Origin of the sequence: Flectobacillus major DSM 103, from assembly GCF_000427405.1 — a bacterium.
Taxonomy (GTDB): Bacteria; Bacteroidota; Bacteroidia; order Cytophagales; family Spirosomataceae; genus Flectobacillus; species Flectobacillus major.
In genome coordinates this window covers 4,823,965-4,840,164 of record NZ_KE386491.1, presented here as the reverse complement: position 1 = coordinate 4,840,164, position 16,200 = coordinate 4,823,965, and the positions used below count along the sequence as shown (strand labels likewise).

The following is a 16,200-nucleotide window of genomic DNA, read 5'->3' as shown; positions in this document are numbered from 1 at the left end:
CTTTTTGACAAATATGCTATGAAAATTATTATCGTTGATGGCTTTACACTTCACAGCAATGATATTGACAAACACTATTTTGACTCACTCGGCAACGTAATATACTATGACCGAACACCTCAAGATTTGGTGCTTGAACGTTGTAAAGAGGCCGAAGTGGTGATTACCAATAAAGTGCCTTTTGATGCCAATACGCTCAGGGCTTTGCCTTCGCTCAAACTTATTGCAGTAGCCGCAACAGGCTATAATAGTATTGATACAAAAACGGCACAGCAACAGGGAATTGTAGTGTGTAATGTACCTGCCTATGGCACGGCCTCGGTAGCTCAACATATTTTTGCTCTTTTGCTCGAACTCAGCAACCATGTAGGCAAAAATAGTGTATCAGTAAAAAATGGAGCATGGGCTACTGCAATAGACTGGTGTTTTTCGCATGCCCCTATCATTGAACTAGCTCATAAAACATTGGGAATTGTTGGGATGGGTCGTATTGGCGAACAAACAGGTCGTATTGCAGAAGCATTTGGAATGAAAGTTATCTACTATTCGAGAAGTCCCAAAACGGTAACTTTTGAAGCCAAAAGTTTGGAAGCAGTATTTGCAGAAAGTGACTTTATTACCTTATGCTGCCCCGCCACACCCGACAATACTGGCTTTGTAAACAGTCAATTGCTCGCTACCATGAAAAAAAGTGCCTATCTTATCAATGCCTCTCGTGGACAGCTTATTATTGAGCAAGACCTTGCCGATGCCCTTAATACAGGTATTATTGCTGGAGCAGCCTTGGATGTGCTAACTCAAGAACCTCCTGGCATCAATAACCCCCTTGTAATGGCAAAAAATTGTATTATTACACCACACAATGCTTGGATAAGCTTTGAAGCTCGGCAACGTATTGTAGATATTCTCTATAGAAATATCTTGGCATTTCAAGAAAATAACCCTATCAATCAAGTATTTTAAACATATTTGCAGAGCTACCGAGACTAAGCTCGATAGCTCTGCAAATAATTAATGCTTGGGCATTTGTTTTTCTTCTACTTGCTTCAACATTTTATTTCCCAAAGCCTTATCTATTTCGGGTTTAGCAAACACCGATACTTGGCTTACAATAGGGTCAAGCTTTTGGATAGAAGGGTGGTTTACATCAAACTCCCGATCGCCCGAAATATCGGCATATTGCTCAGACGAAAGGCCACCATTGTTGGTACTATAGTCATCAAAACGAACATTGATATTTCTTGTTCCTAGTGTACCTCCTTCCCAACTAACAACCATTCCACCCAAATCCCAGCCTAAGCCCGTAATGGTAAAGGTTTTTCCGTTGGCTTTTATTACTTCCGATAACTTCATTCCCAGCCTAATACCACTTTTTGAAGCCCAAGGCGACCCCAACAAAGGTTTGTCGTCGCTGAGCTGTAACCTTGCTAAGGCATCTTGGATTTTTTTGTACTCTTTACCATCTTTCCAATAAATCTCTACTTCTTTTACTGTATTTGGATAAAGCTTGGTTACTTCAAACGAACCCTCACCAGTGGTAACGGTAGCTTTTTTCTCGATATTTTCGGTACCATACTTTTTCACTAAACCATCATAATCACCACAAGCAATTACATCATCGAGCCACAAAGTTTCACCTACGGGTATTGCTGTGGTATCAGTTTGAGCAACCGCCTGTGTAGTATCTTGTTGTTTTTCAGAACTTGTATTGGATTTACACGCTACAATTACAGAAAATGATAATGCGAGAATAGTTAGTTTTTTCATGATGCTTTTTGGACAGAATTAATACCTTAGCTCTTGACAAGCTAGTGGCGAAAGCCCAAAGCTAAGAAAAAGCCCATCAGTTTCAAAAAAATAATATAGCGATAATGATATTTATCATCATTATTCTAAGCTGATACATTCCTGTGTCTCTCAATATTTATGGGTTAAATCAGAGCCCAATATTTTTGACATAAAAATACCCTCGCCAATATTACTTGACGAGGGCATCAATATCAGTGCAGAGTTTTGAGCGTAATTAATACTCAATCAGCTCTTTAATTCTGAAATTTAACCTTATTTTGTAACGAGAGATTAACGAATAATGCTAAAACTATTTTACCACACCTTACTTTCACTCCCCTACAAAGGCAATTAAGCATGAATAGCTCTATTTTCGGTAGCAGCCAAGCAAGCCTCTTTCATTGCTTCGGTATAAGTTGGGTGAGCATGAGACATACGAGCTACGTCCTCTGCCGAAGCACGGTATTCCATTGCAACAACAGCTTCTGCAATCATATCGGCGGCTCTTGCACCGATAATGTGAACGCCCAAAATTTCGTCAGTAGCTTTATCAGCCAAAACCTTCACCAGCCCATCGGTATCCATAGAAGCAGTAGCACGACCCAATGCTTTGAATGGGAACGAACCAGCTTTATAAGCACGTCCAGATGCTTTTAATTCCTCTTCGGTTTGTCCTACCGAAGCCACTTCTGGCCAAGTATAAACAACGCCAGGAATCAAATTATAGTTGATATGAGGTTTTTGTCCAGCAATTGTTTCTGCAACAAATACTCCTTCTTCTTCAGCTTTGTGAGCCAACATAGCTCCACGAATAACATCGCCAATAGCATAAATACCTGCTACATTGGTTTGGAGGGTATGTTCATCTACTTCCAATTTACCTCTTTGGTCAGCAGCAAGCCCCGCAGCAGCAAGGTTTAGTCCGTCGGTATAAGGGCGACGACCAATACATACCAAAACATAATCGCCAGTAATTTGAACGTCTTCGTCTTTGGCATTTTTAGCTGTTACAGTAACGTCGTCGCCATTATTGACAACCCCCGTTACTTTGTGGCTAAAGTAGTAATCAGCTCCTAATTTTTTGATAGCTTTTTGAAGCTCTTTACCCATTGTTTTGTCCATAGTAGGAATCATAGAATCAGCAAATTCTACAAAGCTTACTTTTGAGCCTAAACGAGCATATACCGAACCCAATTCAGCACCAATTACACCTGCACCAATTACAATCAAATGTTTTGGTACTTCCTGTAAATTCAATGCCTCGGTAGAAGTAATGACACGTTTTTTGTCAACAGGAATAAATGGTAAAACAGTTGGTTTTGAACCAGTAGCAATAATAACATTTTTACCAGTGATTTGCTCAGAAGTACCGTCTAGCTTGGCTACATTCACTGTATTTTTATCAACAAATGAACCTAAACCATTATAAACCGTAATTTTATTTTTTTTCATCAAAAAGTTGATACCGTTGTTCATTTTCTCAACAACGCCCTTTTTGCGATTAATCATCTGACCAATATTCACTTTTGGCGTATCTATTTCAATACCATGTTCAGCAAATGAGTGCTTTGCATTGTAGAAATGCTCTGATGAATCCAACAATGCTTTTGAAGGAATACATCCAACGTTCAAACATGTACCGCCCAATACCGAGTATTTTTCGATGATAGCAGTTTTTAAGCCCAATTGAGCTGAACGAATGGCGGCCACATAACCACCAGGACCAGAGCCGATAACTATTACGTCGTATTGCATAATATTTTAATTTCTAGTTGTGAGCCAAATAGCTCTTTATCAATAGTTGGTAAATTTGTAATAGAAGTAATCAGAAAAAAGTTCACTATTCTGATTAATAACAATTGGCTTAATGGGTAAAAAACAATTAGTTATTGATGAATAGCTGTTTGTAATATACCTCCAGCCCGATTGCTGGCTTAGCATTGTTATTCAAAGTATTTTAATCAAAAAAGCAAAGACACGCATTACGTGTCTTTGCCAAAAGAATATCTATAAAAACTAAACGTCTAATAATAAACGAGTAGGGTCTTCTAATAGTTGTTTTAAACGTACTAAGAAACTTACCGACTCACGACCGTCGATAATACGGTGGTCGTAAGAAAGAGCCACATACATAATAGGACGTACCACCACTTGGCCACCTACTACTACAGCACGCTCAACAATATTGTGCATACCCAAAATTGCTACTTGTGGAGCATTGATAATTGGAGTAGACAACATCGAGCCAAATACACCACCATTGGTAATTGTGAATGTACCGCCAGTCATTTCTTCCAAAGTTAACTTATTGTCTCTTGCACGGGTAGCCAATCTGATTACTTCCGATTCGATACCTGCCAACGACAACTGTTCTGCATTACGGATTACAGGCACAACTAATCCTTTTGGGGCAGATACCGCAATAGATACATCACAGAAATCGTGGTAAACAATTTGATCGCCATCAATAGAAGCATTTACGGCTGGGTATTCTTTTAAAGCAACGCAAACAGCCTTTGTAAAGAACGACATAAAGCCCAAGCCTACGCCATGTTTTTCTTTGAATTTATCTTTGTATTTGGCACGTAAATCCATGATTGGCTTCATATCTACCTCGTTGAAGGTAGTTAACATAGCTGTTTCATTTTTCACCTGCACCAAACGGCGAGCTACTGTTTTACGAAGCGAAGTCATTTTTTCTCTTCTTTCGCCTCTCAAGCCTATCGAAGCAACCGCTACCACTGGAGCTTCTGCTTTTGGAGCTACTGGAGCAGCCACAGGAGCAGCTTTCTGAGCATTTTGAGCATCCTCTTTGGTAATTCTTCCACCTACACCTGAGCCTTGTACACCCGCAGCGTCAACACCTTTTTCAGCCAAAATTTTAGCTGCAGCAGGCGAAGCATGTCCAGCAGCATAGTTGGCCTCGGAAGTAGCCGCAGCTACAGGAGCTACAGGAGCTGCCGCCACAGGGGCTGCAACACTTGCACCAGCACCCACTGTAATAGTAGCTACTAAGCCTCCAATTGGTAAAGTTGTACCAGCGTCGGCAACGATATGTAGAACACCAGCCACTTCAGCAGGTAATTCAAAAGTAGCTTTGTCCGATTCTAACTCGCAAAGCACTTCGTCCATATTGATGGTATCGCCTTCTTTTTTGTTCCAAGAAGAAACCGTTACTTCAGTAATAGACTCACCTACAGCAGGAACTTTGATTTCGATAACTTTTGATTCTGTAGCCACAGCCACTGGAGCAGCAACAGGCGCCGTTACTACTGGAGCAGGAGCTGCTACTGGAGCTACAGTTGCTACACCCGCCGCCTCAATAGTACAAATAACTGCACCAATAGGTAAGGTATCACCTTCTTTTGCTACGATTCTCAATACACCCTCCGCTTCGGCAGGTAATTCAAACGTAGCTTTGTCTGATTCTAATTCACATAGCACCTCATCCATTTTCACGACATCCCCATCTTTTTTATTCCATGAGGCAATAGTGACCTCAGTTATCGACTCGCCTACTGGCGGAACTTTCATTTCGATTGCCATTTTTTTAATTTATCTTTTAGAATTCAGATTTTGAAGTTTTTTCAAACCCAATCTTCAATTTATGTAAAATGTTCTGTATTATTCTTTGTACCAATAGCTATTGGCAAATAACGGAAACTTCCCAAAAGTTTTCAACTTTCGGGAAGTTTTATTCTATTAAGCAAATGCTTTTTCTACTAATGCAGCTTGCTCTTCGTTATGAACTTTCAAGAAGCCTGTTGCAGGTGATGCTGATTTTTTACGAGCAACTAAACCTTCAAACGGTTTCCAACCAAATTCACGAATAACAAACGACCAATATCCCATATTTTCTGGTTCTTCTTGTACCCAGTATACTTTTGCTTTAGGATATTTGGCCAATTCGGCGTTTACTTGCGTTGTTGGGAATGGATGCAACTGCTCGATTCTAACAATGGCAACATCCTTACGGTCGTCTTTCAATTGTTTTTCCAACAAATCAAAGTATACTTTACCCGAACATAACAACACTTTTTTCACTTTTTTGGCATCAGCAAATGTGTCGGGATAAACCTCTTGGAATGATCCATCTATGAATTCTTCGATTGGAGAAACTACTTTTGGATGACGGAACAAAGATTTTGGAGACATAATCACCAATGGCTTACGGAACTCCCATGCCAACTGACGACGCAATGCGTGGAAAATATTGGCTGGCGTTGTCAAGTTAGCGACTACGATGTTTTCTTCGGCTGCTAGTTGCAAATAACGTTCTGGACGAGCATTTGAGTGTTCTGGGCCTTGTCCTTCATAGCCATGCGGCAACTGCATCACTAAACCGTTCATTGTACCCCATTTCGACTCGCAAGAAGAAATAAACTGGTCAATCATGGTTTGAGCTCCATTCGAGAAGTCACCAAACTGAGCTTCCCAAATAACCAAAGCATCTGGATTGGCCAAGGCGTATCCAAAATCGAACCCTAATACACCATATTCAGATAATAATGAGTTATAAATCTGAAGTTGTTCTTGGCCTTCTTCAATAAAGTTCAATGAAGTATAAGAATCGTTGGTTTCGGCATCATGCAATACAGCATGACGGTGCGAGAACGTACCTCTTTGTACATCCTGACCCGATACACGAACCACTTTTCCTTCTAAAAGCAATGAACCATACGCCAATGCTTCGGCTGTAGCCCAGTTTAATTGACCATTTTGGAAGAATGCCTTACGGTCGGCCAATACTTTTTCAATTTGCTTTAAGGCATGAAAACCTGCTGGCAATTTGGTTAAAGCTTCAGCAATTTTATCAATTGTTTCTTTCGAGATTCCTGTTTTAGGCGATTTCTCAAAATCCTCTGGTGTTGCATAACGAAGGTCGGCCCAACGATTATCCAATTTTAGAGGTACATATTCTGGACGAATTTTTTGTTTTACTTGGTCTAATCGAGCCTGAAGTTCAGCTTTAAATTCAGAATCCATCTGTGAAGCCAACTGAGCATCAATATCGCCACGAGTAATCAATTTTTGCGTATAAATTTCACGAGGGTTGGGATGATTCGTGATATTCATATACAATGTAGGTTGTGTAAATCTAGGTTCATCCGATTCGTTGTGGCCATTTCTACGGTAACAAACCATATCAATAAACACATCACGGTTGAACTGTTGACGGAACTCGGCAGCCATTTTAGAAACAAACACTACTGCTTCAGGGTCGTCGCCATTGACGTGGAAAACTGGTGCGTCAATAATTTTAGCAACGTCTGTCGAATAGATAGCCGAACGAGCATCCTCAAAGTCGGTGGTAAAACCAACTTGGTTGTTAATCACAAAGTGAATAGTTCCTCCTGTTTCATAACCACGGAGTTTTGCCATTTGAGTTACTTCATAGACAATCCCCTGGCCTGCTACAGCCGCATCGCCATGAATCAAAATCGGCAATACTTTGTCGTAATCGCTTTCATAATGAGCATCGGCACTTGCACGGCAAAAACCCTCAACCAATGGGTTTACGGCTTCTAGGTGAGAAGGGTTAGGAGCTAATTTCAATGAAATTTCGGCACCCGATGGAGAAATATGTTTAGAAGAATATCCAAGGTGATATTTTACGTCGCCATCGCCATGAATTTGGTCGGGGATATTACCTTCAAAACCATCAAAAATAGCCGCGTAAGATTTGTGCATGATATTGGCTAGTACGTTCAAACGACCACGGTGAGCCATACCAATCATTGCTTCTTTTACGCCTAATTCAGCCGAGCGGTTGATGATAGCATCAAGAGCTGGGATGGTGCTTTCGCCACCTTCCAAACCGAATCTTTTTTGACCTAAATATTTTGTTCCAAGGAAGTTTTCAAAAACAACCGCTTCGTTTAATTTTTGAAGAATTTGTTTTTTCTCTTCTACCGACGGATTAAAAGTCAAAGCTTCTTTCTCAATCTTGTTGCGAAGCCACTCTTTTACATCTGCCTCTCTGATATAAGAATATTCAAACCCAATAGAACCTGCATAAATTTTATGTAATGATTCTACAATTTTACGGAGCGAAGCAGGGCCTATTCCAAGGAAACCGCCTGCCTGAAATACAGTGTCCAAATCTGCCTCTGAAAGAGCATAATCTTTCAAATCAAGGCGTGGACGACGGTCTTTGCGTTCACGAACAGGGTTGGTTTTTGCCAACAAATGTCCTCTTGATCTAAATGCCTTAATCAAGCTGATTACAGACATTTCTTTTTGAATCATTGAAGCATCGGCTGTTGCTGGGGCTACCCCCGACGCTACTCCATTGGCACTGGCATTGCCACTCCAAGAAGCATGAAAATCAAAACCTTTGAAAAAGTTCTGCCAACTGACATCAACCGAATTAGGGTCTTGCTGGTACGACTCGTACAAGTCTGAAATTACCGCAGTATCGGCGTTGGCAATGTATGAAAATTGGTCCATAACTGGCGTTAATCGTTATATTTGTTAAACTTATTCGTAAAGTATCTTACATAGTGCACGAATAAAGTACAAAAGAGATTGGTTTGCTGGATTTAATATATCAAAATTATCGGGATAATTTTGGCAAAGTTACGCTATGCCTGCTAATTAAAACATAAAAATTTATTTGTTTTTTGCAGGAATTTTGCCAAATTAATATAGTAGTCAAAATAACACTCCTAAATTTCTTCATTTCTTAGAGAAGTACAATTTTTACCCTAAATAACAACTCTTTTGCTAGTTTTGTCCAAAGCCTATTCTCCTACGAAGTCCCTACTTTTTTTATAATGCAAATGTAAACATAGATGGTCTTGTTTAGCATTTTTTTATGAAAAATATGAACATGGTCAGCACTTTAGCTTGTAGCAGGCTTGATTATATTTTAGTTATGAAATAGATATGCTTCTTATTTTTTATCAAAACGATACTTCCTTGGGCTAAATTTGGCACGTATTTGGCTCTTCTTTTACCAATACAATAACTATTTCTTATTTTTTAAAACCTTCGTATTGGCTATTTACCCAGCCATTGGGCTTGCAAACAGGTTTTTGACCCAACCCGCTTATGTCCAATAAACTTGTTGGTAAAAAAGAATATTCCCAATACAAAATTTTATTTTTCAAAAACGAATTATACCATCAGGAGGGCTATCCTGACTCCTGAGGCCATTGTTGTGTTTTATCTATATATTTTTGCACAAATACTACAAAACTCATAGCTCAATATTCAATTTGTGCGGCCAAGGGTATCTAATCATAACATTACTCTAGCTCGTTATGGAAGTTTTTTTAAGCTGACTAGCTGTTTATCAAGACTTTTCAGTATATTAGTTAGGTTGGTTTACAAAGATTATCTTTGGTACAAATCTAGTTGTTGTGATATGTTTAGATAGCTTGTTTCATTATAGTACACTGGAAGTTATTGAAGAATATATAGCCAGTATGAAGAAATTATAATATTTTCGGATATTATTTCTTGAACCAAACACATCTGTATAGGTTGGTTCTTACATACATTCATGAGAATATCGGATTTAGATACCACAGTGATTTTTCCTTATTTAACCCATTAAAAACAATGAAATCAAATTACCTGTCGCAAATCTGTTTTATTGCCTTTGTTTTGGTCAATACTCAGACCTTCTCACAGGGGATTATTTTTCGGCAAGACGATTGGCAAAATGTACTGAACCAAGCCAAAGCTCAGAATAAGCTCATCTTTGTTGATATTTATACTACTTGGTGTAGACCTTGTAAAGAGATGGACAAAAAAACGTTCTCGGAAGCATCTGTGGGCGACAAATTCAACGCAAAATTTATCAACTATAAAATAGATGCCGAAAAGGGGTTTGGTGTTACCCTAGCACGACGATACAATATTACCTCGTACCCTACTTGCCTCTTTGTAGATGCTACCGAAAATTTGGTCTATAAACAAGAAGGCTATTTGGGGCCTGTAGATTTATCGAAGGAAGCCGACCTTGTGTTGCTCAACCAGTCGGATGCAAAACCTATTTATGTTCTTGACAAAACGTATAACGAGGGCAAACGTGATCCTGAGTTTTTGTATGAATACATTGCCAAACGTTCGAGATACAATTTGGACAACATGAATTTGGTAGAAGAATATGTAAAAGAGCTTACGCCGATTCAACATTCTGCCGACAAAACACTCCGTCTGATTGTTAACAATGGTTTTAAGATTGATGGTAAAGCCTTTGAAATCTTATTGAAATACCGAGAAAAGGCAGAGGGTTTGTTTGAAGGTGGTACAGAAAAGGTGAATCAGGCTTTCTCTACCAGTATCAACGAATTCTTTTATCAGGCTATCGAAACAAAAAATACAAAACTCTTTGAAAAAGCTCTTCAAGCCAATTTGCGGGCATTACCCAATTCGGCCGACAGGGTCAATGATAAAAACAAACTTACGTTTTACTTGGCTATCAAAGATATTCCTAAGTTTGTGGATGCAGCTGAAGTTTACCTAGACCAATATGTGATGTTTGTTCAGGTAGAGAGTATCCGAAAACAAGATATGTGGGAATATGAGAAAATGATGCAAGCATATCAATTAGGCATCAAAGATTCTGTAGGTGTAGGAGCTCCGTTATACCAAAATATCAAGAAAAATGGTAAATACACGCTTGCCCGCCTAACGGCCAACGAGCTAAACGATGTAGTAAAAGCTTTTTATGAGCAAGTTGATAATACCGCAAAACTAGAAAAGGCTATTCCTTGGATTCAGCGTGCTATAGAATTGGTACAAAATCCTGACTATTTTCATTCTTATGCCCAATTGATGCTCAAGATGGGTAATAAACAAAAAGCTTTAGATATAGAACAAAAAGCTTATGAGTTGGCCTTAAAAGAGAAAATTGATACCCAGAAATTCACTTCTGCTCTGGAAAAAATGAAGTAAGTTTTGGGAGGCTTATTTCCAACTCCGCGAAGAAAAACCTTTGTGGAGTTGGAAATACAAGCCAAGGCATCAGAAGCCCGATTTAGAAATATTTAAACGATGCCGATTTACCATTTCCTGCATCAAAGTCAAAACGTAGCATGATTTGATGAAAACCCTGATTGGCTGGCGAGCCAGTGGCAGCATTTGAATTTGCTCCATTAAAATCATACGAGTAGCCTATTCGCATTTTACTCAATTGGATTTCTAATGCCCCCAATACAGCTTTATTAACAAACTCTGAGCCTGTATTTTGATACCAAACGCCAATACCAACACGTTCTTTTACCCAAAGCACACCATTAAAATCTACCTCGGTACTACTTACCAAATCGTTTGATATTCTACGAACTAGCGTTCCTGCTTTTAGCTTTAGGTCATCGCCAATGTCAAATAAATAGCCCAATGTCAAAAACATAGGACTTGCATAATTGTCGCTTGCGTTGATATTGGGCATTGATAACCCAGCATACCAATCATCGTTTTTATAATATACTCCTAAACCCAAACTCGACCGAAACCTTGTACCACCGTTGTTTGTACCTACAAATATTGCTGGAACTTGCGTTATACCAGCTTGTAAGCCTATGGCCAGTTTAGCATCGGAAGGCATATCAAAACGGTAGGCAAAATCGCCGTATAAGCCCAAATTACCAGCCAAATTCCCTCCTATTCCTACAGCTTGATCGGCATTATAAGCCTGAAAACCTATTCCCATACGGTCTTGAGCAATCGGCATATCAAAGTTAAAATACTGCTGGGTTGTAGATGCTACGCCATTGGCACTAAATAAGGGTCTTTTTCGATAAATACCTGCCATACTCACAACTTCTTTGGCCCCTGCATAGGCGGGGTTGATGGTCATAGGTAAAAATGGATATGTAAGATATAGCTGGTCTTGCTGTGCTGTGGCACTTAGTGAATATAAGCAGATAAAACATAGCAAGAGTTTGACAAGATAGGATGGTTTGTTCATAATAAGATTATTGATAGAATCATTTGGCATAAAAAACAATCGAAAATGAAAATTACTATCAATGCTTATTAAATCAAAAGAAAAGCTTATAAAACACAAAAGCCGCTCTACCGACTGGGCAGAAAGGCTTCACGACAAGACCAAAAATTGCTGTAATTAGGAATCGTAGTTCTAGGATTGGCTACAATAAACTATTGATTATTTTATACTGTTTTTCTGTATTTGAATTTAAAATACAAAATCACCAACGACAACAGTAAAGTAACGGCATTGGCTGCAATTACAGGAAATGCGGCTGTTTTGATACCATAAATAAGCCACATGGTAACGCCTAAGGTAAAAAGTAAAAACATGGCCAGCGACACATCTTTGGCTGACTTTGTCTTATAAATTTGTATTACTTGTGGAATAAATGCAACGGTTGTCAATATTCCTGCTAAATATCCGAGTGTTTCCATTTTTGTTCTTATTTTAATTATATTTCGTTACAAATATAACGGAAAAGTTATATAAAAAGTGCCATATCAAGTCTATTTTCATGAAATAATATTAAAATAATTCAAATATAGGTCTAGTATATACCTTTGGAATAATAGATAGCCCTACCAAAGTACTAACAACTGTACCGACCAAGCAACAATTACACAACCCACTCATAACCAATTAATTACAAACAAATATCAAGATATTAATATTTTGACACTTACTTATGTTAAATATAGGCCTTGAAGAGGCCGTTATAACCTTATTTTGAAACGTCATTAAATAGCAAAAGTCCGTGCAAAAGTTACACAACTTCAACACGGACTCTCGTTTTGGCATCAAGCTTGTTTATTGCATCTGTATAACCTTAAATTCAGTTCTACGGTTTGTTTGATGCTGTTCTTCGGTACATTCTACACCGTCGGCACATTCATTCAAAAGCTGGGTTTCGCCATAGCCAGAGGCTTCTAAGCGATTGGTTGCAATACCACGTTTACGCAGGTAATTTACCACAGATTTAGAACGGTTTTCAGATAAAGTTTGATTAAACTCGGCAGACGAACGGCTATCGGTATGAGAGCGAAGTTCGATTCTCATTTTCTTATAACGTTTCATCAACGCCACCACTTTTTCTAGTTCTCTGGCTGCATCTGGACGGATATTGTATCGACCATAGTCGTAGTAAATATTATCGATAGAAACCACATCACCTTCTTCAAACATACTCAAGTTAGAATTGATAAAATCAGGTGGGTTTTTACCAACTTTTTTAATTTTATTAGTTTTTGAACCAAGGTTTTCTTTGGCTGCCTCTAAATCGTAATCACAACCTTCGCAAATATCAAACTGGTAACGCCCGTCGGGGCCAGTAACAACTTGCTGAATTGTACCATCACATTCATTTTTCAATGTAACCACAACACCTTCTATCGGGCGTTTATCTTTACTAGCTGTTACACGACCTCGGAGTGTTGTTACTTTGCAAGGTAAAGCTGGGTTAGGCGTTCCTGATGGATTCATTTTAGCTAATGAAGAATCGGCCTCCACATCTTTAAGTGGCTGTAATGGAATATCTAGTGTTGACTGTTGGTTTTTATCGTCTTTGGCAGCATAGCCAACTGTATTTGGCAAATATCCTTCTCGTGATGCTTTTAATAGATAAGATTTATCTTCATCTAAGCAAATTTTAAATGTCCCATTTGAATCTGTTTTTTTCATTTCAGATTTTCCTTCTGCAGACACCTCCACATCGGCATTATCAAGTGGTAGTTTTGATTCGGCATCAAATACAATTACTTTAAGTTCTCGGCATTCAGGTTTTTCGTCGCACTCACGTGTAAAGCGATATATATCGTCGTCGGCACCACCTCGTTTACGGTTTGAGCTAATAAAACCTTGCTTACGCTCGCCATCGGTAATAATTCCAAAGTCATCTTGATTGGAGTTCATAGGTGTACCAAGATTTTTGATTTTACTTTTCACCTTAGTACCATTAGTCAGTTCTACAAAAAAAATATCTAATCCCCCTAATCCAGGGTGTCCATCAGATGAAAAATAGAGATTTCCTTTTTCATCAGCAAACGGGAACATTTCGTTGCCTTCAGTATTGATTTCGGGGCCAAGGTTGACAGGAGCACCAAAACTGCCATTGTTATAGTCTACTACATAAATATCTGTTCCGCCGTAGCCCCCAGGCATATCCGAAACAAAATAGAGTAATTTATCATCCTTTGATAAAGCAGGATGTCCTGTAGAGTATTCGTTGTTATTGAATGATACTTCTTTGACATTTGCCCATTTGCCATCACCTTTGGTATCTTCGGCTGTGTAGATTTTGAGTTTGTTTATACGGTCGTTACTAGTTTTAAAGCTACCCGAGTTATAATTATTTCTTGTAAACAAGATTTTTTTGGCATCGCTAGTAAAAGTCAGAGGCCCTTCGTGGTATTTGGTATTGAGTGTTTTACTAAATACTTCGCTTTGTGTAACTGGGGTTTCGGTATACCCTCCATACCCTTTGTACATGACACCACCATAAGTTCCTATTGTTTTGGAGTCGTTGGGTGTAGGGGCAGTATATTCGTCATCGCCTACATACGAAGGAGCTTTTACTTTTTTTTCATTATTGGCAGTAGCTCCTCCTACACCCGCGGGCTGGGTTGTAGTAAGTTTGCTAATATCAGACAAATAGTATAAATCCAAAAATCTTGAATTGTCCCAAGCAAATACCCTTTTAAAAGCTACGCCTTCGGTTCTACCCGAATTAAAGACAAAACCATTTTTGTAATACATCGGGCTAAAGTCAGCCTTATCTGTATTTAGGTTGAGGTATTCAACTTTATAACAAACTGCATTTCGGTTAAGGCTTTCAACATTTTTATAGAGTTTCTGAAAACCAGAGCCTCGTTTGTCGGAGGCCGATAGTTTGCTATATTTCTCATATATTTCCTGAGACTCCTTGTATTTTCCGTTTGTTGCCAAAGCTTGGGCATAATAAAGATATACTTTGGGGTCGGAAGAGAAATCGGCCGTACCACCCAACAATTCTTTATAGACCCTTTCCGCATTTTGCGAATCATGAATCTGACGATATGAATAAGCTAATTTAACTTTAGCAGACTGCTTTTCAGTATCAGAAAGTTTACCTTTCAGCACATGTTCAAACATTTCTGCTGCATTCAAATAGCTCAATCTATCAAACTCAGCCTCGGCATCTTTCAGTGACTGGGCAGATAATTTTGATACTACAAGCAATGCAATAAGAAATATTAGGCCGATTTTCTTGAAATTAATCATTTTTCTAAACGGTTATGACAACTACAATTTGGGCGGAAAATTTTATCCAGTATATAAAGTACAAACAACCTATATACTTGGCTATTCATCCTAGAAATAACGAGGTGTAAGGATTTTAGCCTTTCTAAAGCCAAATTCATAACGTAACATGATTTCGTGGCTACCTTTTTGAGCACTTTGTAGACCATTCAGCATAAAGTCGTAAGCATAACCAATACGGAACTGGTCACTTGCCTGAATTTCTAGCATACCAATAGCGGCATCTCCATTTTGGTTGGCAAAGGGTGAAGTAAATTTTTGGTTATTGGTTCGCCAAGAAGCTCCTACAGCTACTCTGTCTCTAATCCACAAATTGAGGTTAAAATCGAAGGCCGCCGCATCGCGAGTAGCTTTTACCAACAAAGATGGTTTAAGTGCTAACGAACTACCCAATGGTACTACAAAGCCCATCATAAGGAAATAGTGACGTTCTTGACGAGCTTTTTTCAATGTATCCTCATTTCCTGTATAATCTCGCAATTGGTTTTGAATTAAATTGGGTACTGAAATACCAATGTAGCCTCTGTCATTACTCAAGTAAAGCCCTGTACCCGCATTGGGCAACCATTTGCTGGTATTACCTGCAAATGCAGGGTCAATATCGTTGTTGGCAAGTGTTCTTTGTACTCCCATCAAACTACCCACAAGGTTGGTAGCTCCTGCCTGAACCCCCATAGCCAAAGTAGAACGTTGAGATACTTTTACACGATAAGCATAAGAAAGGTAAACGCCTGTATTATTAAAAACACCGACTTGGTCGTGATAGGCTTGCAAACCAATACCTACTTTTTCTCTTTTCACGGGTAGGTCTATCGTAAAAGACTGTGTAGTTGGAGCCCCTTCAATGCCGACCCATTGCTGACGATATAGTCCAGTCATACTGAGTACATCTCGGCTACCTGCATACGCAGGGTTTACCGCAAGCATATTAAACATATACTGTGAATACTGAACCTCTTGCTGAGCTTGAGCCGTATAAATACTAGCTAAACACACCGCAAACGTAAGCACCTTTATGTATTTAGCTATCGAAAGCAAACTTTGGCGTCTCATTGGATATTTGTTTAAAATGATGAATCCTTCAAATGACTTAGGGAGTCAATCCGCTACTTAGATTTTGTCAATCAAAAGAACTTATATTAATTTCTTAGAGAGTACCGAACAGCCTTTCG

The 16,200-nt window shown here is 38.9% G+C and carries 10 protein-coding genes; 2 read left to right on the top strand and 8 right to left on the bottom strand.

The window, feature by feature from the left end; all coding sequences use genetic code 11:
• Nucleotides 1–18 precede the first annotated feature (18 nt).
• The gene (locus FLEMA_RS0156395) at nt 19–963 is read left to right on the top strand and encodes a D-2-hydroxyacid dehydrogenase (RefSeq protein ID WP_026997311.1); all 945 of its coding nucleotides are present in this window, start codon (nt 19–21) and stop codon (nt 961–963) included.
• A 48-nt stretch (nt 964–1,011) separates the two neighbouring features.
• Here FLEMA_RS0156395 and FLEMA_RS74445 read toward each other — a convergent pair whose 3' ends face one another.
• From FLEMA_RS74445 to FLEMA_RS74430, 4 genes are all read right to left on the bottom strand, one after another.
• Nucleotides 1,012–1,767, bottom strand: a complete 756-nt coding sequence (locus FLEMA_RS74445) for a hypothetical protein (RefSeq protein ID WP_044173709.1) — start codon at nt 1,765–1,767, stop codon at nt 1,012–1,014.
• 372 nt (nt 1,768–2,139) lie between these two features.
• Nucleotides 2,140–3,543, bottom strand: a complete 1,404-nt coding sequence (gene lpdA, locus FLEMA_RS74440; RefSeq protein WP_044173707.1) for a dihydrolipoyl dehydrogenase — start codon at nt 3,541–3,543, stop codon at nt 2,140–2,142.
• A 261-nt stretch (nt 3,544–3,804) separates the two neighbouring features.
• Nucleotides 3,805–5,334 carry a 2-oxoglutarate dehydrogenase complex dihydrolipoyllysine-residue succinyltransferase gene (odhB, locus tag FLEMA_RS74435; RefSeq protein WP_044173704.1) on the bottom strand — a complete coding sequence of 510 codons (1,530 nt, stop codon included), beginning with the start codon at nt 5,332–5,334 and terminating at the stop codon, nt 3,805–3,807.
• A gap of 156 nt (nt 5,335–5,490) precedes the next feature.
• Nucleotides 5,491–8,238, bottom strand: coding sequence for a 2-oxoglutarate dehydrogenase E1 component (locus tag FLEMA_RS74430; protein WP_044173703.1), 2,748 nt, complete (start codon nt 8,236–8,238; stop codon nt 5,491–5,493).
• Between the two features lie 1,116 nt (nt 8,239–9,354).
• On the opposite strand from FLEMA_RS74430, the gene FLEMA_RS0156190 reads away from it, so the two are divergent.
• Entirely contained in the window at nt 9,355–10,695 is a 1,341-nt protein-coding gene (locus FLEMA_RS0156190) for a thioredoxin fold domain-containing protein (RefSeq protein ID WP_044173701.1), read from the top strand.
• An 82-nt stretch (nt 10,696–10,777) separates the two neighbouring features.
• Here the strand turns inward: FLEMA_RS0156190 and FLEMA_RS74425 are convergent, their stop codons facing one another.
• From FLEMA_RS74425 to FLEMA_RS74415, 4 genes are all read right to left on the bottom strand, one after another.
• On the bottom strand, nt 10,778–11,710 hold the full coding sequence (locus FLEMA_RS74425) for a PorP/SprF family type IX secretion system membrane protein (RefSeq protein WP_159102732.1): 933 nt from the start codon (nt 11,708–11,710) through the stop codon (nt 10,778–10,780).
• 203 nt (nt 11,711–11,913) lie between these two features.
• Nucleotides 11,914–12,168 (bottom strand): SWEET family sugar transporter, encoded by a 255-nt coding sequence (locus FLEMA_RS0156150; RefSeq protein WP_026997304.1) that lies wholly within the window; start codon nt 12,166–12,168, stop codon nt 11,914–11,916.
• A gap of 373 nt (nt 12,169–12,541) precedes the next feature.
• Nucleotides 12,542–14,989 (bottom strand): carboxypeptidase regulatory-like domain-containing protein, encoded by a 2,448-nt coding sequence (locus FLEMA_RS74420; RefSeq protein WP_044173695.1) that lies wholly within the window; start codon nt 14,987–14,989, stop codon nt 12,542–12,544.
• A gap of 90 nt (nt 14,990–15,079) precedes the next feature.
• Complete coding sequence (locus FLEMA_RS74415) at nt 15,080–16,081, bottom strand: PorP/SprF family type IX secretion system membrane protein (RefSeq protein ID WP_081681391.1); 1,002 nt, start codon at nt 16,079–16,081, stop codon at nt 15,080–15,082.
• Nucleotides 16,082–16,200: the final 119 nt, after the last annotated feature.